Raw genomic sequence first — 23,583 nt, forward strand, 5'->3', positions numbered from 1 at the left:
CCTAGCGGTCGAGGGCGTCCAGGGTGGCGGAGGAGATGTCCTCCACCGTTCCCTCGGCGTCGATGTTGACGATGATGTCGGAATAGAAGTCGATCAGCGGTGCGGTCTCCTCGCGGTAGACCTTGAGCCGGGTACGGATCGTGTCCTCGTTGTCGTCCTTACGGCCACGGGAGAGCATGCGCTCCACGACGACGTCCTCAGACACCGAGTAGTTGATGACGGCGTCCAGCTTCTCACCGGACTCGTCGAGCATACCGGCGAGGATCTCTGCCTGCTCGACCGTGCGGGGGAACCCGTCGAGGAGAAAACCGTCGGCCGCGTCATCCTGGGCCAGACGGGAGCGCACCATGTCAGCGGTGACGGAGGTGGGCACCAGCTTGCCGGCGTCGATGTAGGACTGTGCCAGCTTGCCGAGCTCGGTCTCCTTGCCGATGTTCTCGCGGAACAGGTCACCGGTGGAGATGTGCGGGACCTTCAGGGCATCCGCGAGGATGGCCGCCTGGGTACCCTTGCCCGCACCGGGCGGGCCGAGGAGAACGAGTCTCATTTGAGGAATCCTTCATAGTTGGCTTGCATGAGCTGGGACTCGATCTGCTTCACTGTCGTCAGCGCGACCGAGACCATGATCAGGATAGCTGTACCGCCGAACGCGCCAAGGCCGCTACCCCCTCCGTTGGAGGTGATACCCGCGGTCAGGGCCAGGTTCGGAATGATGGCGATGACAGCAAGGTAGACGGAACCGACAGCCAGGAGGCGGTTCATCACCCACCCCAGGTACTCGGCGGTGGGACGCCCCGGCCTGATGCCCGGGATGAACCCGCCGTACTTCTTCATGTTGTCGGCCTGGTCGTTCGGGTCGTACTGGATCGACACGTAGAAGAAGGCGAAGAAGATGATCAGCACCGCCATGATGATGATGTAGACCCAGTCCGACGGGTCGGACAGAATCCGCATGACGTCCCGGTTCCACCAGTTGTCCGACTGACCGTCGCCCCCGGACTGGATGATCTGGGTGATGAGGATCGGTACGGTCAGCAGTGATGAGGCGAAGATCACCGGGATGACTCCGGCCTGGTTGACCTTCAGCGGCAGATAGGTCGAGGTCTCCCCGTACTGGCGGCGTCCGACCATTCTCTTGGCATACTGCACGGGGATTCGGCGCTGCCCCTGTTCGACGAAGACCACGAGAACGACGAGGACAAGCATGGCCACGACCACTCCGGCGAAGACGAACCCGCCGGATTCCCGCAGGATACTCATGCCCTGCGCAGGCAGGTGGGTCGCCATGCCCGCGACGATCAGCAGGGACATGCCGTTGCCGATGCCGCGGTCGGTGATCAGCTCACCGATCCACATCACCAGCACCGCACCGGCGGTCATGATGACCACCATCGTGATGATGCCGAACATCCCGGTCCCGTCGCGCAGGACCTGCTGGCCGGAGCCGAGCAGCTGGCGGTTGTTCGCCAGCGCCACGATCCCGGAGGACTGAAGCAGTGCCAGGGCCACGGTGAGATACCGGGTGTACTCGGTCATCTTCGCCTGCCCGGACTGCCCCTCCTTCTTCAACTGCTCGAACCGGGGGATCACCACCGTGAGCAGCTGGACGATGATCGACGCCGTGATGTAGGGCATGATGCCGATCGCGAAGATGGACAGCTGGAGCAACGCCCCTCCGGAGAAGAGGTTGATCAGGCTGTACATGCTGGTCTGGCCGTCCGAAGTCAGGTTACGGACCTGCTCTGTGACTTTCGCATAGTCAACGCCGGGCGTCGGGATCTGAGAGCCGATCCGGTACAGGATGATCATCCCCAGGGTGAAGAGGATCTTCCTGCGCAGATCAGCATCCCGGAACGCCGAGAGTATGGCGGTCACATTTGCCTCCTGGCTCGAGCACGACGCGTTCCGCCGGCGCCGGTGCGTAGCGGGCGCACGCCGTGTCGATGGGTCTACTTGTGTATACGACTCCTGCTGGTCAGCCGGTGACTTCGGCACACCGTCCCAGGTGGACGCACCTGGAAGACATGACCGGACGCACATGGCCGCGGCGGAGAATGGACAACTGTAACAGGATAGCAGGGACGCCCCCGGACGCGGCGACCCGTGGGGTGTGTGGGGGCGGTCCGACAGTTCCGGGCCACACTCTGGGCTTCAGCCCGGCCCTCAACCCGGGCCGGACACGGAAGAACCCCGCCCTCCTGCAGTCGCAGGACGCGGGGTTCATTCCACAGTGGGGATCAGGCTTCGGTGGTCGTGCCGCCGGCTGCCTTGATCTTCTCGACAGCCGACTTCGAGAACTTGTCGGCGGTGACATTCACCGCGACGGAGATCTCACCGTCGCCGAGAACCTTGACCGGCTGCTTCGGCCGGACGAGGCCGGCGGCCACGATGTCGGCCACGGTGACGTCGCCACCGTCGGGGAATGCCTTCCCCAGGTCGGCGACGTTGACGACCTGGAAGACGACCTTCGCAGGGTTGCGGAAGCCCTTGAGCTTCGGCAGCCGCATGTGCAGCGGCATCTGTCCACCCTCGAAGGCGGCAGAGACCTGCTTACGTGCCTTGGTACCCTTGGTACCCCGACCGGCCGTCTTACCCTTGGATGCCTCACCACGACCGACACGGGTCTTTGCGGTGTTCGCACCCTTGGAGGGACGGAGGTCGTGGAGCTTGATGGGTTCGCTCATGATACTACTCCCCTGCAACTTCCTCGACCTCGACCATGTGGCGCACGGTGTTGATCTGACCGCGGACCACCGGAGTGTCCTCGCGGACGACCGAGTGTCCGATACGCTTCAGGCCGAGTGAGCGCAGCGACTCGCGCTGCTTCGGCTTGGTGGCGACTGTGCCCTTACGCTGGGTGATCTTCAGTGCCATGGTTACGCTCCCTGTCCTGCGGCACGGGCACGGAGCATCGCGGCCGGAGCGACCTCTTCGAGGGTCTTACCACGGCGTGCGGCGACCTCTTCGGGCCTGACCAGCTGCTTGAGGGCGTCCACGGTGGCGTGGACGACGTTGATGGCGTTGTCGGAGCCGAGAGACTTCGACAGCACGTCCTGGACACCGGCGCATTCAAGCACCGGACGGGCGGCACCACCGGCGATGACACCGGTACCGGGGGCGGCCGGAGCCATCCACACTACACCGGCGGCCGCTTCACCCTGGACAGGGTGGGTGATGGTCCCGGCGATCATCGGGACGCGGAAGAAGTTCTTGCGGGCTTCCTCGGCACCCTTCTGGATCGCGGCCGGAACTTCCTTGGCCTTTCCGTAGCCGACGCCGACCATGCCCTGGCCGTCGCCGACGATCACGAGAGCGGTGAAGCTGAAGCGCCGACCACCCTTGACGACCTTGGAGACGCGGTTGATGGTGACGACGCGCTCAATGTACTGCGAGCGCTCGTCATCCTGGTTGCGACGGTTGCCGCCACGACGGTCGTCACGACGACCGCGGTTGTTGCTGTCGGCGGTGCGTCCGCCGTTACGATCACGTTCCGACATCACGCAGTCCTTCCGTCGGTGATAACTCTGTCAATGCGCATTAGAACTTCAGACCACCTTCACGGGCTGCCTCGGCCAGGGCCGCGACGCGGCCGTGGTACTGGTAGCCGCCGCGGTCGAAGACCACGGTCTCGATACCGGCGGCCTTGGCGCGCTCGGCGATGAGCTCGCCGACCCGGGCACCACGGGCCTTCTTGTCACCGTCAAGGGCGCGGACAGAGGCTTCCATGGTGGAGGCCGCCGCCAGGGTGTGACCGGCGACATCGTCGATCAGCTGGGCGTGCATGTGACGGGAGGTGCGGTGCACGACGAGACGCGGGGTCTCGGCGGTGCCGGAGATGTGCTTGCGCAGACGTTCGTGACGGCGCTGACGCGCGATACGACGGCGGGTGGAGATGTCCTTGCCGACCGGGAGACGCTTGTTGTCGTTGCTCTGAGACATTACTTACCCGTCTTTCCGACCTTGCGACGGATCTGCTCACCCTCGTAGCGGATGCCCTTACCCTTGTAGGGGTCGTCCTTCCGCAGACGGCGGATGTTGGCGGAGATCTGTCCGACCTGCTGCTTATCGATACCTGCGACAGAGAACTTGGTGTTCCCGTCCACCGCGAAGGTGATACCCTCCGGAGCCTCGATGAGGACCGGGTGGGAGTAGCCGAGGGCGAACTCGAGGTTCTTTCCCTTGGCCTGGACGCGGTAGCCGACCCCGAAGATCTCCATCTTCGTGACGTAGCCCTCGGTGACGCCGATGACCATGTTGTTGATCAGCGAACGTGAGAGACCGTGCAGGGAACGGTTCTTACGGTTGTCGTCAGGACGGGAGACGATGATCTCGTTCCCCTCCTGGGCGGCGGTGATAGGGGCCGGGATCTGCTGGGTCAGGGTCCCCTTGGGTCCCTTGACCTCGATGCTCTGGCCGTCGATGGTGACGGTGACGTTGGCGGGGACGGCCACGGGGGCCTTACCGATACGTGACATGTGGAGTCCTCCTTCTACCAGACGTAGGCGAGGACTTCCCCACCTACGCCCTTCTCGGTCGCCTCACGGTCGGTCAGCAGCCCCTGGGACGTGGAGATGATCGCCACGCCCAGGCCGCCGAGGACCTTCGGGAGGTTGGTGGACTTGGCGTACACACGCAGACCCGGCTTGGAGACGCGGCGGACACCGGCGATGGAACGCTCACGCGAGTTGGAGTACTTGAGCTCCAGCGTGAGCTGCCTGCCGACCTTGGCGTCCTCGACGGTGTAGTCGGCGATGTAGCCCTCCTTCTTGAGGATCTCGGCGATGTTCGCCTTGAGCTTCGAAGAGGGCATGGACACGCTGTCGTGGTACGCGTTGGACGCGTTCCTCACGCGGGACAGCATGTCCGCGATGGGATCAGTCATCGTCATGACGAAATGACCTTGTGCCTTTCTCGTCACGGTTCCCGTTTCCACCCGGGCGTCACCGCGTCCTTGTCGGCAACTTCACGCTCCCCGGACTCAGTAACCCGGATTGCTCGCTACCTGGTGACGACGCGGCCGCATGAGGGCGGAGGGCCTGCGACAAAGTGGTTGAATGCTTCTGTCCGACATGCCTCGACGGCCCCCTCACCGGGAGACCGGACGCGCAACTGGACCTGTCCACGCTAGCAACCTGGCAGAACAGGGTCAAACCGGCCCACGGCGTCCCCACCCCGACTCGGTCTCCGGACGGTCGGCGGCGTAATCTCTGGGAGTCAGTCCGGCCCGAGAACTCGTCCGCGGACGCACACCGTCCACGACGGTACCGTCCGGCGGGAGTCTCCGTCAGTGAGGAAAGCCCCAGAAACCATGTGCGGTATCGTCGGCATGATCGGCAACAGCCCGGTCAACCAGGACATCTACGACGCCCTCCTGCTCCTGCAGCACCGGGGACAGGACTCGACCGGCATGGCCACGGCCGAAGCCAGCGGTCATCTCCACCTTTTCCGCGCCCGGGGCCAGGTGCGGGAGGTGGTGCGCACCCGTGACATGAGGGCGCTGCCGGGCGCGGTCGGCCTCGGTCATGTCCGGTACGCCACCAGGGGTGCGGCGTCCTCGGAGGAGGAGCAGCAGCCGTTCTACGTCAACTCCCCCTACGGCATCACCCTGGTCCACAACGGGAACTTGACGAACACCCGCGAACTCACCGATGAACTGCGCAACCGGGACCGCCGTCACGTCAACTCCAGCAGTGACACCGAACTCCTGCTCAACGTGCTCGCCAGCGAACTCCAGGACACCACCGGCCCCACCGACCTCACCACCGACGGTATCTTCAACGCGGTCGCAGCGACCCACCGCCGCATCGACGGCGCCTACGCGGTGGTCGCGATCATCGCCCACCACGGACTCCTGGCCTTCCGCGACCCCTTCGGGATCCGGCCCCTGGTCCTGGGACGCCGCCGCCCCACCCCGCAACAGCTGGAGGAGCATCCGGACGCCCACGACGAATGGGTCGTGGCGTCCGAATCCCTCGTTCTGGAGAACGGCAACTACGAGCTTGTCCGTGAGGTCGCCCCGGGCGAAGCGGTGTTCATCACCGCGGACGGGAAACTGTACTCACGGCAGTGCGCCGAGCACCCGGTCCTGGAACCCTGCTCCTTCGAGTACGTCTATCTCGCACGACCGGACTCGGTGATGAACGGCATCAGTGTCTACGATTCACGGCTGCGCATGGGGGCCCGGCTCGCCAGGACGATCGCCGAGCACATGCCCGTGGAGGACGTCGACGTGGTCATGCCCATCCCCGACTCCGCCCGACCCGCGGCCATGGAGGTGGCCCGGGTCCTCGACATCGAGTACCGGGAGGGCTTCTTCAAGAACCGCTATGTCGGCCGTACCTTCATCATGCCGGGCCAGGCCGTGCGCAAGAAGTCCGTCCGGCAGAAGCTCAACGCCATGTCCACCGAGTTCAGGGGCAAGCACGTCCTGCTGGTCGATGACTCCATCGTCCGGGGCACCACGAGCTCCCAGATCATTGAGATGGCCCGCGCCGCAGGTGCCAGAAAGGTGACCTTCGCCTCCGCTGCCCCGCCCATCCGGTACCCGCATGTCTACGGGATCAACATCCCCACCGAGTCCGAACTCATCGCCGCCGGCAGGACCATTCCGGAAATCTGTGAACTGCTCGGCGCCGACCACCTCATCTACCAGGAGGTCGAGGATCTGGAGGCGGCGATCCTCGACGGACAGACCGACCAGAAGCTCGACGGCCTCGACCTCAGCTGCTTCACCGGTGAGTACGTCACCGGCACTGTGACCCAGGAGTACCTCGACTGGGTCGCGGAGGCTCAGGAGAGCTGAACCTCCCGGCAACGGCGGCCCGCGGTGGACGGCGGTCCGCGGGAGACCTGACACCTGTCCGGGGGAACTCCGGTGCCGGCCGGCACACACGGTCCTAGGCTGGTCTGCGTGAACCACTCAACGCCACACAGACAGCTGCCCGCCACCGCCGCTCTGCACCACGGAGAGATCACCCCGGGGCGCCCCCTGCTGGTCGTCGCCACCGCAGGGGAGGCCGCCGAACTCACCTCCGGAGACCCCCGGTTCGACGACCTCCCCGTCCTGCTCTCCGGTATCGGCCGGATCAACGCCACCCTCGCGCTGACCGACTGCCTGCACCGCTACCTCGCCGCCGGCGGACTGCCCGCCGCGGTGATCAATCTCGGCACCGCCGGGGCACTGCGTCCGGGACTGACCGGGGTGCACCGGATCAACCGGGTCAGACTGCACGACTTCTCCCATGCCTCGGTTGCCGCGCTGACCGGTGCCGACGAGTACCCGTTGATCGACCTCGACTCCGACCTGCCCGGGGAGCGCGCCGAAATCGACACCCTCGACGGGGTCGACCGGGATGCGGCAGTGACGGTGACCCTGGCCACCGGCGACGTCTTCGTGGAGTCCGCGCCACTGCGGGACCGGCTGGCGCAGGACGCCGACCTCGTCGACATGGAGGGCTACGCGGTGGCACGGGTGGCACGGTGGTTCGGCGTCCCCGTGCAGCTGATCAAGGTCGTCAGCGATGACGCCGGTGACGCGGCGGGAACCACGTGGAGGGATGAACTTCCCCGGATGGCCGTCGAGATCGCGGCCCACGCCCGACAGGCCCTCTCCACGGGCGACGGTGCGGCCTGACCGGCAGCACCACGCTTAGCCTGGCCTCACAGCCGTGATACATTCATCCCTATGAGTGTCTCGACTGCCGGCCGTCGGGCCCGGCCCGCCTTCCCCGCTGCTCTTCTGTCGTCGGTCCTCTCCGCCGTGCTGGCCTTCGGACTGTCCGCCTGCGGCGTCGGCGCCGGCAACAGCGGCGGCGTCGGTGACGCCCGCGAGACCAGCTTCGACACCGCCCTGGACGCACTGCCGAAGGCGGACGCCGTACCCCCTGCCGCGGACGCCCGTGACGTCTCCTTCGCCGGATACGTCGGAGACGTCACTCCTGTCACCACCGACGCCGCCCCTGCACTGCCGGTCAACCTGACCGACGCCGACGGTGAGGACGTCACCGTCACTGACGTCTCCCGGATCGTCCCACTCGACATCTCGGGCACGATCTCCCGCACCCTGGCCGGTCTGGGTCTTCGGGACAACATCGTCGGCAGGTCCGTGTCCTCGATGGAACCGAGCCTGGCGGACCTGCCCGTGGTGACCCACGGGGGTCACTCGATCAGTGCGGAGGCGGTCCTGAACCTCGACCCCACGCTGATCATCCTCAATGACTCGATCGGCCCGGAGGACGCCGTACAGCAGATCCGGGACGCCGGCGTCCCGGTGGTGAAACTGGAGGACCCCGAGTACACGGAGGAATCGGTCAGGGAATCCATCACCACCGTCGCGGACGTCGTCGGGCTGTCCGGGGAAGGCAGGACGCTGGCGGACCGTGCGGCAGACGAGGCCGACCGCGCCCGCAGCGCCATCGGAGACCTGGCCTCTGGCGCCACCGGCGGCACTCCCCTGCCATCGGAGACCTGGCCTCTGGCGCCACCGGCGGCACTCCCCTGCGCGCCGCTTTCCTCTACGCCCGCGGGGACGGAGGGGTGTTCTACATTCTCGGCCCCGACTCCGGCACCAGTGAGCTCATCGAGGGGCTCGGGGCGGTCGACGTGGCCAAGGAGAACGGCATCACGGACATGGCTCCGGCGAACGCGGAGGCACTGGCGAAACTTGACCCCGACATCTTCGTGATGATGTCGGCGGGTCTGGAATCCACGGGCAACATCGACGGGCTGCTCGCCAGACCCGGTATCGCGCAGACGAAGGCCGGGCAGCACCGTCGGATCCTCGCGATCCCCGATTCCCAGGCACTCAGCTTCGGACCCCAGACCGGCGAAATGCTGCTGTCCGCGGCGTCCGCACTGTATGACCCGGACGCCCACCGTGAGGCCACCTCCTCGTGACGGCCCGGGCCGACATAGGCTGAACACCATGAGCGACACAACACCCGCCAAGGGTTCACCGGAAGAGATGCAGTCCGCCCACGCCTGGCTTGAAGAGGTCGCGGACCTGCTGGGGCTCGACCGTCAGGAGTCCCGGTCGTATGTGGGGGACGTCCTGAAGCTCACCTCGGCGGTGGCACACAACCGGTCCCGCCCGGCAGCCCCGGTGACAGCATTTCTCATCGGCCTGGCGGCTGGCAGGTCCGACCTGGACCCCTCCCAGATTCTCGGGGACGTCACCGCCCGCGCCGGGGACACCGGTGCGGCCGGTCGGACGGAGAAGTGAAACACCCGTTCGGCAGAAACTGATGCGTCTGACATGACGCAGGTCACACCTCCGACTACCATCGGCGACATGACGAATGTGCAGGGACTCCCACCGGTCACCGACCAGGTCAATCCGGTGGCCAACCGATTCGACCACCCGCGGGTCAGCGAGAACGAGCATGTCGCCACCGGCATCCCCGCGGTTCTCCACGCCATGCAGTACGCGGTGCCGAACCGCGCCCTGCCCTCACTGCTGACCATGAACAAGCACAAGGGGTTCGACTGCCCCGGCTGCGCGTGGCCGGAACCGGACCAGCACGACCTCAACATCGTCGAATTCTGCGAGAACGGTGCGAAAGCCGTCGCCGAGGAGACCACCCCCGTCACCGCGGGAGCGGACTTCTGGGCCAGGTACACCGTCGAGGAACTCCGCGAGAAGACGGACCACTGGCTGGGCCGACAGGGCCGGATCACCCTCCCCCTGCTCTACGACCGCGACTCCGGAGACGGACACTACAGGCCCGTGAGCTGGGAGGACGCCTTCCGCATCATCGCGGACGAACTGCGTTCCATCGAACCGGACGAGGCGGTCTTCTACACCTCCGGCAAGGCGGTCAACGAATCGGCCTACGCAGTCCAGCTGCTGGCACGACGCCTCGGCACCAACAACCTCCCGGACTGCTCGAACATGTGCCACGAGTCCACCGGCACCGCCCTGTCAGCCACCCTCGGCCTGGGCAAGGGGTCGGTGACCATCGACGACTTCCACACCACCGATCTGCTCATCTCCGTGGGACAGAATCCCGGGACCAACCACCCCCGTGCACTGACCGCATACTCCCGGTGCAAGGAGAACGGCGGCAAGATCGTCGCCGTCAACCCCATGCCCGAGGCCGGTCTCATGGCCTTCCGCGAACCGCAGGCCGTGAAGACCTACCTCGGAGCCAAGCAGAAGCTCGCCGACGACTACCTCCAGGTCCGGCTCGACGGTGACCGCGCCCTGTTCCTGGCCATCAACAAGGAACTGGTCAGACGCGACCGGGCAATCGACCACTGGTTCATCGAGACCTTCACCACCGGCTTCGAGGAACTTCGCGACCACCTCCTCTCCCTGGACGACGACGAACTCGCCGCGGCACACGGAATTCCCCGTGAACAGGTCCTCGCCACCGTCGACCGCATCGAAGCGGCACCCACCACCATCATCACCTGGACCCTCGGTGCCACCCAGCACAAGAACGCGGTCGCGACCATCCGGGAGATGACCAACACCCTCCTGCTCACCGGTCGAATCGGCAAGCCCGGCTGCGGCACCGCCCCACTGCGCGGACACTCCAACGTCCAGGGCGACCGCACCATGGGTGTCTGGGAGAAGATGCCGGAGAGTTTCCTCTCCGCCCTGGAACGTGAGTTCGGGTTCGACGTCCCCCGTGAGCACGGCTATGACACCGTCGCCTCCCTGCAGGCCATGCGGGACGGCAAGGTGAAGTTCTTCCTCTCCCTGGGTGGCAACCTCGTCCGCGTCGCCTCGGACACCTCCGTCCTGGAACGGGGCATGGAGTCCAATGAGCTGACGGTCCACCTGTCGACCAAACCCAACGGTTCCCACGCCTGGCCCGGCCGCCGCTCGCTGATTCTCCCGGTCCGGGCTCGTACCGACCTGGACATGCAGAAGTCGGGCCGGCAGTCCGTCACCGTCGAGGATTCCGCGGGCAAGGTCCACGCCTCCACCGGCAAGCGCCGTGCCCACCGGAACTCCGACCTGAAGAGTGAGGTCGACATCCTCTGCTCCATCGGCAGGGAGACTTTCGGCGATGATTTCTGGCAGCCGATGATCGACGACTACGGCGTCCTGCGCGACCACATCGCCAACACCATTCCCGGCTTCGGGAACTTCAACGAGAAGATCCTGCATCCCGGAGGTTTCTACCTTCCCAACGGGCCCCGCGAACGCCGGTTCACCACCCCCGACGGCAAGGCCCACCTCACCGTCAACGAGATCAGCCCTGTGGAACTCAAGCCGGGCGAGCTCATGATGAACACGGTCCGGACCCACGACCAGTACAACTCGACCATCTACGGCATGGACGACCGCTACCGGGGTATCCGGGGAGGACGCCGAGTTGTGCTCGTCAACCCGGAAGACTGCCGGGAGCTGGGCGTCCGCGACGGGGACATGGTCGACCTCGTCTCTGAATGGTCGGACGGGGAACGACGCGCCCCGGATTTCCGGGTGGTCGAGTACGACCACTCCCGGGGCGGTTGCACCACCTACTTCCCGGAGACCAACGTTCTGATCCCCCTCGACCACTCCGCCGTCGGCTCGAACACACCGGTGTCCAAGTCCATGCCGATCCACCTCGAACCGACGGGCCGGCGCGCCGGGGACATGCCCCCGATGCCGGCAGACGAGAAGTAGGGACCGGGAGTACGCTGCACCCACATGGGCAGGTTGACGGAGAACGCACGGGTCACGAAAGTCCGGCTGCACGCCGGGGAGATCTCGGTGGACACCCGGGCAGACACCCTTGCTGTCGAGGAGCCCCTGCAGATCCGGGTCGACGGTACCGACCTCACCACCACGATGAGGACACCGGGCAATGACATCGAACTGGTCCACGGTCTACTGCACGCCGAGGGCGTGATCACCGGACGGTCGGACATCACGGAGGCGCGCTACTGCGCCGGTGCAGTGGGGCCGATGGGCGAGAACACCTACAACACCCTCGACGTGACGCTGAGTGACGGCGACGGCGTGAGCGTCGCCGACGTAGGTGTCCCGGGATCGGGCGTCTCAGGGTCGGGGACCGCGGACACAGGTGTGCGGGCAGTTCCGGCCGCGGTCGGGGCGTCCTGCCCTTCTCTGCCGGTCGGCGGGGTCACCGTCCCGCGCGGCGGCCGTGTACTGCCCGTCCGCAACCTGGTCACGAACTCCGCGTGCGGGGTGTGCGGCACGACGACCATCGATGACCTCATGAAGGAGAAGCGGTACACGCTCACCCCGGTCCACCCCACCGCCGAGCTCATCGTGGCCATGCCACGGCTGCTGACGTCCGGGCAGAAGACCTTCCGCAGGACAGGTGGGATCCACGCGGCCGGTGCCTTCACGGCGGACGGGCGGCCGCTGGTCATCCGGGAGGATGTCGGACGCCACAACGCCGCCGACAAGGTGATCGGCGCTCTGCTGCTGGAGGACCGTCTGCCCGGTGAGGTGCGGCGACGTGCCGTCAACTCCGGACTCGGCCCGGACGGTGACCCGGACACCCCCGTGTACCTCGTCATGAGTTCGCGGGCGTCCTTCGAACTGGTGCAGAAAGCGGTGCTGGCCGGATTCTCCGGACTGGTCGCAGTCTCCGCGGCGACATCCCTGGCTGTGAGCATGGCCCGGGAGTCCGGGCTGCTGCTCACCGGTTTCACCAGGGACGACCGTTTCAACCTCTACAGCGGTGACCTGTCGTCACCGTCCGGAGCGTGACAGTTCCACCTGCGCCCGCAGGTCTTCTACCTCCTGTTCCAGCTGCCTGATTCGCTGGTCTCTGTCGGTTATGTCCGCCCGGTACAGGTCGATTCTCTCCTCTATCTCCTCGCGGGTCCATCGGGGCAGGATCTGCTTCGCGCAGTTGGAGTCGGAGGCCACAACGTCAACAATGACCGCGCGTTCGACTGCCGAAGAGATGCGGCGGTCCCCCAGATCCCGGAGCCGTTCGACGAGTGCTGCGTCTTCGTCCACGCCTGTGCTGCGCGCACATCCGAACACCTTGACCCGGGACCGGGTGGTGAAATCCACGAAGAGAAGACAGACCCGACCATCCCTGTCCAGGTTTCCCGCAGTGACGAACTGACGGTTGCCGGCGAAGTCCGGGAACAGGATCCTCGACCTTCCCTCCGCTGTCTCAACTTTCACGAAACCGGCAGGCCCTCCCTTGTGCTGGACATAGGGCCAGCCACTGCCGGTCACCGTGCCCATGAAGAATGTCCGGGCCTGTCTGATCAGCTTCGCGTCCCGCGGGTCAAGCTCACACCCGGCTACCCCGGAGACGTCGACCCTGTTCTCCACACCTCTCGCCCTCTGCCTGGCTCTCACGTAGTTGTCGAAGGCGATGTCCGCATAGTTCAGTGTGTTCACCTTTTCTCCTTTTTCGGCGCTGTTCCAGTGTTCTCTTCTCCGGTGCTCTGGGGTGCTACGCCCCCGCGTGATCGCGGACGCCGGCATAGCGCTGTGCGAGCCAGGCTTCGATACCTCCGGGGTAACTGACCGCGGTGATACCGCCACCGGCGAGGAGTTCGACGGCACGTGCCGAGCGCACACCGGATGCGCAGTAGACGACGAGAGGACGCCCGGACTCGCGTGCCTCACGGGCAAGTGCGGTGACCTCGTCGCCCGCAGCGGCCGTTCCCGTCCGCAGCACGGACAGGGGGACGTTCACCGCACCGGGGATGTGGACTGCCGTGTACTCGTCAGGTTCCCGGACATCCATGAGCACTGCACCGTCCAGGTCGGGCAGGCCTGCCACACCGGACTGACCGGGCCGGCCGGGCCGGTCCCTGCCGTCGGGTTCCGCACCCTCCGACGGCTCCGCCGCGAACTCCCCGGGGACAGGCGTCGGCGCGTCCTTCACGCGTTGTGCCACCGCAGGGTCCGCGGACACGGGAATGTACTCCCACCTGCCCGACAGCCCGTCGAAGTAGCCGATCTGCCCCGACAGTGGCGTCCCCACCCCCGTCAGGACCTTCACCGCCTCCAGTGCCATGGCTGTGCCGACGACCCCGACGACCGGGCCGAGGACACCTGCAGTCGAGCAGGAAGGTACGGTGCCGGCCGGCGGCGGGGACGGGAAGACGTCCTCGTACACCGGGCCGGCGGTGCCGTCCGCCCCGGGGACGCCGAACACGGAGAGCTGGGCGTCGAAACCGAGGATCGATGCCCAGACGTGGGCGGTCCCGTGGACGGCGCAGGCGTGTGATGCTGCGTACCGTGCCGCGAAATTGTCCGTGCCGTCGACGACGACATCGGCGTCACGGAGCAGTTCCACGGCATTGCCGACGGTGAGCCTGTCCTCGACGACGTCGACCTGCACGCCGGGGTTGCGGGCGAGGATCTCCCGGCGCGCCGAACGGGCCTTGCGGTACCCGACCGCGGCGTCGGTGTGGATGACCTGGCGGTGAAGGTTGCTCAGTTCGACGGTGTCGTCGTCGATGACGGTGAGTGCACCGACACCGGCGGCGGCGAGGTACAGCAGGGCCGGCGAGCCCAGTCCTCCCGCACCGATCACCGCGACCCGTGAGGCGGCGAGTTTCTCCTGGGCTTCCATACCGAACCCTGCGAGAGAGATCTGGCGTCGGAACCTGGGGACGTCCACCGGGGTTCCCGGGGTGCGGTCCTGCATCACAGTCCCACCCATCCGGTGGAGCCGTCGGTGTGTTCCTGTTCCTTCCAGATCGGCACCTGCGATTTCACCCTGGAGGTGAAGGACGCCAGAGCTTCGAAGGCGGGGCCGCGGTGGGCTGCCGCGACGACGACCAGGAAGGCCAGGTCCCCGATGTCCAGTGTCCCGGTACGGTGCTCCGCCCACAGCCGGATCTCGGGGAACTCGTCGACGGTCTCGGCCGCGATGCGTGCGAGCACCTCGGGCGCGGTCGGGTGGTGGGTGTAGTTGAGCCGTGTGACCCCAGAGCCGTTGTCGTGGTCGCGGACTGTTCCCTCGAAGGTGACGACGGCACCCATGGCCGGGGTGCCCGTCACTTCCCTGGCTGAGGCGATACGGTCCTCCAGCGGTGAACCGCAGACGGCGGTGTGGACGACGACACCGGTCTGTTCTGCGACGTAGGCGGGGTCAGGGCCGGTTGTACTGCTGCGGTCACTCATGGTCGCCTTCTCCTTCCAGCTGGTCGATGAGGTGGCTGAGCACCGGGTCGAGCACGGCGACGCCGTCCGCCACACCGCCGGTGGAACCCGGCAGGGTCATGACGAAGGACCGGCCGACTACTCCGGCGACCCCGCCGGACAGCAGGGCGGTGGGGACGCCGGCGTCCTGCCCCCGACGCCAGACTGCGGCCGGGAGTCCGGGAAGCTCGTGGGTGAGGTGGGGCTTCACTGCGGCGACCGTGCGGTCGCCGGGGCTGATGCCCGTACCGCCGGTGGTGAGGATGACCGTGGGTGGGTCACCGGCGAAGAGGTCGCCGAGGAAGCCGGGGATGTCCCGGTCGGCGACGACGACCGGGTCCGGGGTCGTCAGGCCCCGGCCCCGCAGCCACTCGACCAGCACCGGACCGGTGCGGTCGGTGTATTCTCCGGCGGCTGCACGGGTGGAGGCGACGATGACGAGGGCGGTGGTCATGCGCCCTCCCCGTGGGGGCCGCTGACCGGACCGCTGACCGGACCGCCGGTCGGCCCGTCAGCCGGAGCATCACGGACATCCCAGGACCCGGACTTTCCCCCGGACTTCGCCAGCACCCGGACATCGTCGATGACGCCGTGCCTGTCCACGGCCTTGATCATGTCGTAGACGGTGAGTGCGGCTGTGGTCACCGCGGTGAGCGCCTCCATCTCCACTCCGGTGACCCCGCGGGTCTTCACTGACGCCCGGATGCGGACCGCGTCGGCACCGTGGGTGGCGGCGTCCTCCCTCCGGAAGTCGACGGTGATCTTCCCCAGTGGCAGTGGGTGACACAGGGGGATGATCTCCGGGGTCTTCTTCGCACCCATGATCCCGGCGACGCGGGCGACGGGAAGGGCGTCACCTTTGGGCAGTCCTTCACTGCCGTCGGCGAAGACCATGTCGAGGACGTCCGGTCGGGTACGGACCCTGCCGGTGGCCACGGCGGTCCGGCTGGTCTCGTTCTTGCCGGTGACATCCACCATGTGGGCGGAACCGTCCTCACGGACGTGGGTGAGACCACCGGTCCCCCGGTCGTCAGGGGTCGCGGAGACGGTCCGGGGGACGGCCGTGCCGCCGGGCACTCCGGGCCTGCCGGGCTCTCCGGAAGTGACGTCACTGAGGGAAAGGTCTGCCGTCGGGTCTGCCATGTCAGTCGAGACTACGCGGTCGCCACCGGCTCCGGAACACGTGGAGGCGGGTCGACCGGTCCACCCGCCACCCATGCCGGTGAGCTGCACAGGGGCATGATCTGCGGGGTACCGGCCCCACGGAACTCCGGCGTCCCGCCTACACTGGACGACCATGGTTGAGATCCGTTACTTCGCCGCCGCCCGGGCCGCCCGGGGGGTCGCACGGGAGGTACTCGACGGGGCCGCTGTGCCGGCCACACTGGCGGAGCTGCTGGACATCCTCGGGGCAACGCACACCGGTGCGACTGCCGGCGGGATGACGCTCGGACAGATCTTCGAACGGTGCAGTTTCCTCGTCGACGGGCGGACGGTCACCCGTGACGCCGCGGCGTCCGTCGACCTGGGTAAAGTTGCCAGAGTCGATGTCCTTCCACCTTTCGCCGGAGGGTAGGTCCCCGTGTTCGCAGTGATCGTCGCCGGCGGCACCGGTGAACGCCTCCGGGCCTCCGCCCCCGCCCCGGTCCCCGTCAAGCCCCTTCTCGAGGACGCCACGGGCCGCAGGTTGATCGACCGCGTCCTCGACGCCTGCACAAGCTGCCGTGGACGCATCGTCGTCTCCGGGCCCGTACCGCTGCCGGCGGACGTGACCCTGTTGCGTGAGGATCCGCCGTTGGCGGGGCCGGCGGCGGGAATCGCGGCGGGGGGCGCGTGCTCGGGCTCGCGAGTCAGCGGCGGAGCCCATCTCCCCCCCCCCCAGCAACAACTTTCAGCGTACTTTTTGCGAGCCTCTCTGGGCCGGTATGCCCGGTCGGCACGATTGTCGGCTGTCACCGGGCGCGCGGCCGACGACGCCGGGCTGCGGGTCCCCCTCATTGTCCTGCCCGCCGACCTGGCCCGCCCGGAGGCGGTGGTGGCGGGCCTCACCGGGCCCGGGGTGGTGTCGGCGGACGGGCACCTCCAGCCGCTGATCTTCCGGGCACCGGCCGGGCAGTTGAGGGCAGCGTGCTCCGGGAACCTCGTCGATGCCCCTGTCATGCGGATCATCAGGGCACTCGACCTCCCGGTCATCCGGATGTCTGCCGCGACCGTCGCAGATGTCGACACCTGGGAAGACGCCCTGGAGCACGGATTCACGCACCGCCGCACGCGCGGGCACACGCCCGGAAAGGAAGGGTAGGTCGTGACGGAGTCACCGGACAGAATTCTGACCTGGTTCGACGCGCGGGACGCGGTGGTGTCCGCGGTCCTGTCACACGGCCGGCGCGGTACCGCCACGGTCGGGGTGGATGAGGCTGTCGGCAGGACCGTCGCGTCCCCCGTGCTCTCCCCCACTGACGTCCCCCACTACACGTCCTCGGCGATGGACGGGTACGCCGTCCGAGGTGCCGGACCGTGGAGGCTGCTCGCCGCACCGGTGGAGGGGCCCGCGGGGCGGAACATCCACCGCGCCGGCGGAACCCTGGGCCCCGGTGAGGCTCTCCCGGTGCTCACCGGTTCTCTGCTCCCCGACGGGGCGGAGGCGGTGGTCCGTTCCGAGGACGCCGAGGTCACCTGCGACGGCAGGATCCTCCATGCCGCGCAACCGGAACCGGGCCGGGACATCCGGCCCGCCGGTCAGGAACGTTCCGCGGGGTCACTGCTCGTGGAACCGGGCACGAGGCTCACCGCCCGACATGTCGCGATGCTGTGCACCGCCGGTGTCGACACAGTGGAGGTCACACGTGGACCGCAGGTGGTCTGTGCCTTCACCGGTAACGAGGTGGTGCATTCAGGGGTCCCGGGGCCGGGTGAGGTGCGTGACGCCTTCTCCGTGTCATTCCCCGCCCTGCTGCGGTCCTGGGGGTCGGGAGCGGTGACGACCGAGTCCGTCGCCGACGACCCGGTGGCGGTGGAGTACCTGCTGCGCCGTCCGTCGACCCTGGATGCCGACATTGTCGTGGTGACCGGGGGGTCCGGGCATTCCGGCCAGGATTTCGCACGACGTTTCATCACCCGGTCGGTCAGGGACGCGGGGGCGGACGGGCAGATCCTGTCCACCGAGGTCCGGTGCCGGCCGGGGCACCCGACGCTGCTCGCTCGACGGGGCTCCCAGCTGATCGTCGGCGCTCCCGGGAATCCTTTCGCCGCCCATGTGGCCCTGCACTCCTTCGTCGCACCCGCGGTTGCAGCATTCATCGCCGCTGGTACGGAGGGGTTTGAGGAGGGGACTGCGGACGGGACGGGAACAGCTGGTGCGGGGGTCCCGGGCGCCGGCACGCCGGAGGGCCGGGACGCCGTCACCCCGTCCACCCTGTTCGCCCCGGCCGCCCTGTCGACCGGGGTCTGTGCCGTGGAGCTGCCCCCGCTGAACCGGGACCGGATCAGGCTGGTCCCCGCCCGGATCGGAGCCGACGGAGTCTGTTCACCTGTCGCCGGGGCGCACTCGCACATGCTCACCGGGTACGCGACCGGGGATGTCCTGCTCGTCGTCCCGGCGTCCGGGCTTGCAGCCGGTGCCGAGGTGCAGTTCCTCCGGCTGTGAGCACCGGGTGTCCCGGCTCAGTCCCGGTAGAGCCGTGCCCCCTGCGACGAGCCGTGGTTGAGCCACGAGTAGAGTCCGCCGATGATCAGTCCGCCGCCGATGAAGTTGCCCAGCAATGCCATCCCCCAGTTGTCCAGCACATTCGACCAGGTCAACGATGGCAGGACGTCGGCGCCTGAGGCGAAGCCGTCCCCGAGGCAGAACAGGGACAGAGTGAACAGGGAGAAGTTGGCGATGACGTGCTCGAGTCCCAGCACGACGAATGCGCCGATGACGAACTGGATGAAGAGGAACTTCCCGGCGTAGTCCTTCATTGTCAGGCCACCGAGGATGGCCACGTTCACCAGGCAGTTCGCCAGGATCCCCTCTGAGAGGACGCCCCACGGTCCCTTGTGCAGTTTCCCGTCCGAGAGGGTCGCCAGCAGATGGTCCGCCCCCAGCCCGCCCATTTTCCCGGACTGTCCGAGGATCACGGCGACCAGTACGGCGCCGACCAGGTTGAGCACGACCGTCCACATGATGATGCTGACGGCACGCCCCCAGCTCAGGTGCCCGCGGACCGCGCCGAACACCATGAACATCATCGTCCCGGTCGCCAGTTCCGCCCCCACCTGGAGGATCATCGCCAGACCGATGAAGAAACACATCCCGAACACCACGGGGCCGAGTCCCGGTGCCACGTCGTTGACCGCGTCTCCGGCGACGACCGCGAAGGCGGTCCCGAGTGTGAGGTACGCTCCTGCGAGTACCGCCCGGACGCCGTAGCGCAGGGGGTCGTCAGCGAACAGTCCGGATTTCTTCCGGATCGCGGCGTCTGCCGCCGTGTTCATCGCACCGTCCGGGGAGGACGGCTTCTCGGTCTGTGCTGTACCGGTTGAAACGTCATGGTTCACGCCCAGTGACCGTACCCTCACCCCACCGGGGGATGTGAACAGGGGTCGGACGCCACAGCGTCGCCGGTCTCCTCCGCCGCCAGGTCCACGGCGGTGGCGATACCCGGGACCGGCCTGGTGTCCAGCCTGGCTACGGCTGTGCCGAGACGGACCTCGGGGTCGACCAACGGGACCAGGCACAGTCCGTCCCCCTGCCCGTCACCCTCGGGCACGACGGAGAACCACTGCCCCGTCGCGGCACATGACAGCAGTGACCCGACGGAGTCCGCGTCGACCACCGGCGTCACCGTCACCCCACTGTCCTGCACGGCCCGGTCGAACTCCTCACGGGCGAGCATCCGGGGCGACAGCAGAGCGACCGGCAGACGGGAGAGTTCACTGCCGGTGATGCGGGACGGCACCTGCCCGAACTCACGCTGAAACGCGTGTCCGGTGCCCACCACGGAGAATCGCACCGTGCCCAGGGCGGTGACGTGCAGGCCCCGCACCCCTCCGGGGGCTGTGTGGATGATTCCTGCATCCAGCTGGTGGGACCTGAGGTCCTCGATGATCTCCTCACTGCGGACCCCGGACCGGATGTCGAACCGGACACCCGGGTGTCGCCGGCCGAGTCTGGCGAGCACCTCGGCGGCCCACCCCGAGCCGGCCGGGACGACCCCCACCCGCAGAACTGTGACAAGCTGACCGCGGGCCGCTGCCAGATCCTCCTCCAGATGTCGCTGGTCCGCGGTGATCCGGCGGGCGTAGCCGAGGACGAGTTCGCCCTCCTGGGTCAGACCCTGGAACGACGAGCGGCTCCGGTTCACCAGCGGAGTACCGACCTCTGCCTCGAGTTTCCGGACGGCCTCGGACAGTGTCGACGTCGTGACGTAGCAGGACGCCGCCGCCCGGCCGAAATGCCGTTCGCGGGCCAGCGCCTCGAAGTATGCGAGCTGGGTCAGGAGCATGGGCTACACGCTACATTCCGGCCGGGCACACCGGCCCACGCACACCGGCTGGCGGCAGGGTCACAGTCCGAGAACGGTGACCACGTCACCGGGTCGCGGAGGCGGGCCCGCCGGCACGTGCAGGAGACAGTCCGCGGCCACCGACTGTGCCAGCAGGTGGGATCCGGCCCCTCCCACCGGCCGGACCCGCACCACGCCGTCGACGACCGTGCGGACCGCCCTGTGGTAGCAGTCCCGCTCCGGAAGCCCTGACACCGGGGCGTCCAGGACCGCGGTCGCGGCCTCCGGGGCCACCCCGCACACCGGGGCGACGAAGAGGCGGAAACTCACGGCGGTGGAGACCGGGTTGCCCGGCAGACACACCACCGGGGTGCCGTCGAAGGACGCCAGACCCTGCGGGCCTCCCGGCTGCTGGGCGACATGCCCGAACCAGGCGTCCGGCCCGTCGGAGAGCAGCTGCCGCACCACCTCGAACCGCCCGTGACTGATCCCCCCGCTGGTGACGACCAGGTCAGGCCCGTGACGGCGGACCGCCGCCCGCAGCAGGACGCCGAAGGCCACCGGATCATCGGTGGTGCGCACATGTCCGGCGACCGTGATCCGGTGGCGGGCACACAAGGCCTCGAGCATCGGACCGTTGGCGTCCCTGATCATCGCCACGCCGGATCCCGCACCCCCTCCGTCGCCGACCTCGTCACCACCGGTGCAGATGAGGACCCGGGCGGGCCTGCGCACCGGCAGACGGGTGATCCCCTGCGCCGCGCACACCCCGACGGTGCGGGCGTTGACGACATGACCGGCCCGCAGCAGCACCGACCCGGCGGCGATGTCCGATCCGCGGGGCCGGATGAACCTGCCCCCCACCGTCGGCGGTACCGTCACGGTCCCCACGCCGAACTCTCCGGGGACGCAGTCCTCCACCGGCACCACCGCGGCAGTGCCGGCGGGAAGTTTCGCACCGGTCATCACAGGCACCACGGCGTCCTCCACCCCGGCGGGGACGACCAGGCCCGGGTCCGCCCCCGCCGCAACGGTCGGCCCCACACCGAAACTCCCCCCGCCCAGATGCGCCGTCCCGAGGGCGTAGCCGTCCATCTGGGAGTTGTCGAACCGGGGCGAGTCCTCCGTGGCGGGGACGTCCGCGGCGAGCGGCAGTCCGACGGCTGACGCGACAGGCATGTCCACCACCGGCGTCAACCTCGCGGGGTCGAGCAGTGCGCGGACGGCGTCCACATGTTCACGCGTGGTTCTGGTGCAGCCTTTCTCCATGGTCTCAGCGTCTCCGTCCCAGCAGGGTGGTCGTGGCGATCCCGCCGACAACCAGCACATAGATGCCGAGAAGCAGGATGCAGGCGCCCAGGGCCTGGTCCATGTCGTTGGAACTCAGACCGAGTTCGATGAGAAGGGGGATCGTCCTGGTCTCCCCTGCGACGTTACCCGCGAAGGTGAGGGTTGCGCCGTACTCGGACAGGGCCCTGGCGAACCCCAGGACGGTGCCTGCCGCGATCCCCGGGCCCGCCAACGGTACCGTGATCCGGCCGAGGACCTGCCAACGCGAAGCGCCGTCGACACGTGCGGCCTCCTGCACGACAGCGGGAACAGCCCGCAACGAGGTGACCGTGGTGGAGACGAAGAAGGGAAGGGAGACGAAAACCTGCACGACGATGACCGCGAGCGGGGTGAAGGCGACCCGGACGCCGGCGACCGTGTCCAGCCATTCTCCGATCAGACCGTGCCGTCCCCACAGAAACACCAGCGACAGCCCCGACACCACCGGTGACAGGACCAGTGGCGCGTAGACGACCAGGGTCACCGCGTCGCCGAATCGGGGACGCCGGCGGATCAGCTCGACAAGCCACAGACTCAACGGAAGTCCGAGGACGATACACAGGACGGTCGACACCGCCGCAGTCGTCAGCGACAGTCCGAAAGCCTCCACTGCCCCGGCACCGGTGACCAGTTCCACCGCGCGGTCCCACGGAATGTTCAGCAGGAGTGCGACCAGCGGCCCGAGCAGGAACAGGACCGCGACGAACGCCACGACGACGAGAGCCGCGGGCACCGCTGTCGCAGCCCGGGGCCCGTCACCGGAACGGTTGTCCTTCATCGCCGTGACACGGTCCCGTCGCTACGCGGCGCCGAAACCGTAGCCGGCGAGAATGCTGCGGGCGCGGTCGGTCTTCAACCAGTCGAGGAATTCCTGCGCGGTCCGGTTCTGCGCGCCCCCGGTGGTCAGGGCCGCCGGGTAACGGTTGTCCTCGATTCCGGGGATGTCGAAGGTCTCGACCTTCCCCTGGTCCGGACGGAGGTTCTTCTGCATTGCCTGGGCGTCGGTAGAGTAGATGAACCCGGCGTCGACGTCCCCTGCCGAGACTTTCGTGGACACGTCGGAGACATTGGCCTCTTCCGTAGGTGACTCCAGGCTCACCCCGGCGGAGTCGAGGTAGCGGTGCGCCAGCGTGCCGCAGGGCACCCCGTCGGCGCACAGGGCGATGCGCAGCTCACGGTCCGTCTTCAGGTCGTCGAGCGAAGTGAGTGAACCGGGGTTCCCGGGAGCGGTGGCCAGCACCAGCCGGTTGGTGGCGACGACGACCGGGTCGGCGTCCCGGAACTCGTCGAGCTTCCGGGCCTCCGCCATGTTCTCCTCGTCGGCACTGATGAACAGGTCGGCTTCCGCGCCCTGCCCGATCTGCTGCACCAGCTTGGACGATCCGGCGTAGTTCCAGGTGATCCGGGCTCCGGGGTGCCCGTCGGCGACGAAGGCGGCGGCGAGTTCGTCGCCGACGTTCTTCAGTGACGCAGCGGCGAAGACGGTGACGGCGGCGTCCTCCTGACCGTCCTGCGCCGCGGACGCCGGGGTCGTGCCGCTGCTGTCATGCTGCGAGTTCGAACAGCCTGACAGCAGCAGGACGACAGCGGCGCACAGTGCGACGACGACAGCGACGGTTCGCGGCAGGTGAGCGGATCTGAACGTGACGGATCTGAGCATGGGTGGCCCTCCGGATGTCTTCT

Annotated in this window: 26 protein-coding genes and 1 pseudogene; 9 read left to right on the plus strand and 18 right to left on the minus strand. The window is 67.7% G+C overall.

Features of this window, described 5'->3' with window-relative positions:
- Position 1 precedes the first annotated feature (1 nt).
- The 8 genes from BN3906_RS03570 to rpsH form a co-directional block, all read right to left on the minus strand.
- Complete coding sequence (locus BN3906_RS03570; protein ID WP_066584189.1) at positions 2–547, minus strand: adenylate kinase; 546 nt, start codon at positions 545–547, stop codon at positions 2–4.
- Positions 544–1,875, minus strand: coding sequence for a preprotein translocase subunit SecY (secY, locus tag BN3906_RS03575; protein ID WP_066584192.1), 1,332 nt, complete (start codon positions 1,873–1,875; stop codon positions 544–546). The genes BN3906_RS03570 and secY overlap by 4 nt, the downstream gene beginning before the upstream one ends.
- Positions 1,876–2,237: 362 nt before the next feature.
- A complete protein-coding gene (gene rplO, locus BN3906_RS03580) occupies positions 2,238–2,684 on the minus strand; it encodes a 50S ribosomal protein L15 (RefSeq protein ID WP_066584194.1) in 447 nt (148 codons plus the stop codon).
- A 4-nt stretch (positions 2,685–2,688) separates the two neighbouring features.
- Entirely contained in the window at positions 2,689–2,874 is a 186-nt protein-coding gene (gene rpmD, locus BN3906_RS03585; RefSeq protein ID WP_066584197.1) for a 50S ribosomal protein L30, read from the minus strand.
- Between the two features lie 2 nt (positions 2,875–2,876).
- Complete coding sequence (gene rpsE / locus BN3906_RS03590; RefSeq protein WP_066584199.1) at positions 2,877–3,497, minus strand: 30S ribosomal protein S5; 621 nt, start codon at positions 3,495–3,497, stop codon at positions 2,877–2,879.
- Positions 3,498–3,537: 40 nt separating this feature from the next.
- The gene (gene rplR, locus BN3906_RS03595; protein WP_066584201.1) at positions 3,538–3,939 is read right to left on the minus strand and encodes a 50S ribosomal protein L18; all 402 of its coding nucleotides are present in this window, start codon (positions 3,937–3,939) and stop codon (positions 3,538–3,540) included.
- The gene (rplF, locus tag BN3906_RS03600) at positions 3,939–4,475 is read right to left on the minus strand and encodes a 50S ribosomal protein L6 (protein WP_066584203.1); all 537 of its coding nucleotides are present in this window, start codon (positions 4,473–4,475) and stop codon (positions 3,939–3,941) included. Before rplF ends, rplR begins: the two co-directional genes overlap by 1 nt.
- A 14-nt stretch (positions 4,476–4,489) precedes the next feature.
- Positions 4,490–4,888 carry a 30S ribosomal protein S8 gene (rpsH, locus tag BN3906_RS03605; protein ID WP_066584205.1) on the minus strand — a complete coding sequence of 133 codons (399 nt, stop codon included), beginning with the start codon at positions 4,886–4,888 and terminating at the stop codon, positions 4,490–4,492.
- Positions 4,889–5,308: 420 nt separating this feature from the next.
- Between rpsH and purF the strand changes: the two genes are divergently transcribed.
- From purF to BN3906_RS03635, 6 genes and pseudogenes are all read left to right on the plus strand, one after another.
- On the plus strand, positions 5,309–6,802 hold the full coding sequence (gene purF, locus BN3906_RS03610; protein ID WP_066584208.1) for an amidophosphoribosyltransferase: 1,494 nt from the start codon (positions 5,309–5,311) through the stop codon (positions 6,800–6,802).
- Positions 6,803–6,910: 108 nt separating this feature from the next.
- Positions 6,911–7,633 (plus strand): nucleosidase, encoded by a 723-nt coding sequence (locus tag BN3906_RS03615; protein ID WP_078057080.1) that lies wholly within the window; start codon positions 6,911–6,913, stop codon positions 7,631–7,633.
- Between the two features lie 51 nt (positions 7,634–7,684).
- Positions 7,685–8,895 (plus strand): annotated as a pseudogene (locus tag BN3906_RS03620) (heme/hemin ABC transporter substrate-binding protein).
- A gap of 28 nt (positions 8,896–8,923) precedes the next feature.
- Positions 8,924–9,220, plus strand: coding sequence for a DUF6457 domain-containing protein (locus tag BN3906_RS03625; protein ID WP_066584209.1), 297 nt, complete (start codon positions 8,924–8,926; stop codon positions 9,218–9,220).
- Between the two features lie 69 nt (positions 9,221–9,289).
- The gene (locus BN3906_RS03630) at positions 9,290–11,620 is read left to right on the plus strand and encodes an FdhF/YdeP family oxidoreductase (protein WP_066584212.1); all 2,331 of its coding nucleotides are present in this window, start codon (positions 9,290–9,292) and stop codon (positions 11,618–11,620) included.
- A gap of 24 nt (positions 11,621–11,644) precedes the next feature.
- Positions 11,645–12,676 (plus strand): formate dehydrogenase accessory sulfurtransferase FdhD, encoded by a 1,032-nt coding sequence (locus tag BN3906_RS03635; RefSeq protein ID WP_066584214.1) that lies wholly within the window; start codon positions 11,645–11,647, stop codon positions 12,674–12,676.
- On the opposite strand, the gene BN3906_RS03640 is transcribed toward BN3906_RS03635, so the two are convergent.
- From BN3906_RS03640 to moaC, 5 genes are read right to left on the minus strand one after another with little or no spacing between them, the layout of a single operon-like run.
- Positions 12,659–13,327, minus strand: a complete 669-nt coding sequence (locus BN3906_RS03640; RefSeq protein ID WP_066584217.1) for a pyridoxamine 5'-phosphate oxidase family protein — start codon at positions 13,325–13,327, stop codon at positions 12,659–12,661. The two genes, BN3906_RS03635 and BN3906_RS03640, sit on opposite strands and share 18 nt — an antisense overlap.
- Positions 13,328–13,382: 55 nt before the next feature.
- Positions 13,383–14,588: a ThiF family adenylyltransferase gene (locus tag BN3906_RS03645; RefSeq protein WP_066586000.1), complete on the minus strand. Its 1,206-nt coding sequence runs from the start codon at positions 14,586–14,588 to the stop codon at positions 13,383–13,385.
- Positions 14,588–15,067 carry a molybdenum cofactor biosynthesis protein MoaE gene (locus tag BN3906_RS03650; protein WP_066584220.1) on the minus strand — a complete coding sequence of 160 codons (480 nt, stop codon included), beginning with the start codon at positions 15,065–15,067 and terminating at the stop codon, positions 14,588–14,590. Before BN3906_RS03650 ends, BN3906_RS03645 begins: the two co-directional genes overlap by 1 nt.
- Entirely contained in the window at positions 15,060–15,539 is a 480-nt protein-coding gene (locus BN3906_RS03655) for a MogA/MoaB family molybdenum cofactor biosynthesis protein (RefSeq protein ID WP_066584222.1), read from the minus strand. Before BN3906_RS03655 ends, BN3906_RS03650 begins: the two co-directional genes overlap by 8 nt.
- The gene (gene moaC, locus BN3906_RS03660) at positions 15,536–16,063 is read right to left on the minus strand and encodes a cyclic pyranopterin monophosphate synthase MoaC (RefSeq protein ID WP_261796877.1); all 528 of its coding nucleotides are present in this window, start codon (positions 16,061–16,063) and stop codon (positions 15,536–15,538) included. Before moaC ends, BN3906_RS03655 begins: the two co-directional genes overlap by 4 nt.
- Before the next feature lie 319 nt (positions 16,064–16,382).
- Here moaC and BN3906_RS03665 point away from each other — a divergent pair, with 319 nt between their 5' ends.
- From BN3906_RS03665 to BN3906_RS03675, 3 genes are read left to right on the plus strand one after another with little or no spacing between them, the layout of a single operon-like run.
- Complete coding sequence (locus BN3906_RS03665) at positions 16,383–16,661, plus strand: MoaD/ThiS family protein (RefSeq protein ID WP_066584224.1); 279 nt, start codon at positions 16,383–16,385, stop codon at positions 16,659–16,661.
- 6 nt (positions 16,662–16,667) lie between these two features.
- Positions 16,668–17,387, plus strand: a complete 720-nt coding sequence (locus BN3906_RS14000; RefSeq protein ID WP_078057082.1) for an NTP transferase domain-containing protein — start codon at positions 16,668–16,670, stop codon at positions 17,385–17,387.
- A 3-nt stretch (positions 17,388–17,390) separates the two neighbouring features.
- Positions 17,391–18,731, plus strand: coding sequence for a molybdopterin molybdotransferase MoeA (locus tag BN3906_RS03675; protein ID WP_227871184.1), 1,341 nt, complete (start codon positions 17,391–17,393; stop codon positions 18,729–18,731).
- Positions 18,732–18,748: 17 nt separating this feature from the next.
- Here the strand turns inward: BN3906_RS03675 and BN3906_RS03680 are convergent, their stop codons facing one another.
- The 5 genes from BN3906_RS03680 to modA form a co-directional block, all read right to left on the minus strand.
- Positions 18,749–19,561 carry a formate/nitrite transporter family protein gene (locus BN3906_RS03680; protein ID WP_066586006.1) on the minus strand — a complete coding sequence of 271 codons (813 nt, stop codon included), beginning with the start codon at positions 19,559–19,561 and terminating at the stop codon, positions 18,749–18,751.
- A gap of 80 nt (positions 19,562–19,641) precedes the next feature.
- Positions 19,642–20,571, minus strand: a complete 930-nt coding sequence (locus tag BN3906_RS03685; RefSeq protein WP_066584236.1) for a LysR family transcriptional regulator — start codon at positions 20,569–20,571, stop codon at positions 19,642–19,644.
- Positions 20,572–20,631: 60 nt separating this feature from the next.
- Positions 20,632–21,840: a molybdopterin molybdotransferase MoeA gene (locus BN3906_RS03690; RefSeq protein ID WP_066584240.1), complete on the minus strand. Its 1,209-nt coding sequence runs from the start codon at positions 21,838–21,840 to the stop codon at positions 20,632–20,634.
- Positions 21,841–21,844: 4 nt separating this feature from the next.
- A complete protein-coding gene (locus tag BN3906_RS03695) occupies positions 21,845–22,678 on the minus strand; it encodes a molybdate ABC transporter permease subunit (protein WP_066584243.1) in 834 nt (277 codons plus the stop codon).
- A 21-nt stretch (positions 22,679–22,699) separates the two neighbouring features.
- The gene (gene modA, locus BN3906_RS03700; protein ID WP_066584249.1) at positions 22,700–23,560 is read right to left on the minus strand and encodes a molybdate ABC transporter substrate-binding protein; all 861 of its coding nucleotides are present in this window, start codon (positions 23,558–23,560) and stop codon (positions 22,700–22,702) included.
- Positions 23,561–23,583: the final 23 nt, after the last annotated feature.

It is taken from the genome of Corynebacterium provencense (assembly GCA_900049755.1).
In the GTDB taxonomy this organism is placed as follows: domain Bacteria; phylum Actinomycetota; class Actinomycetes; order Mycobacteriales; family Mycobacteriaceae; genus Corynebacterium; species Corynebacterium neomassiliense.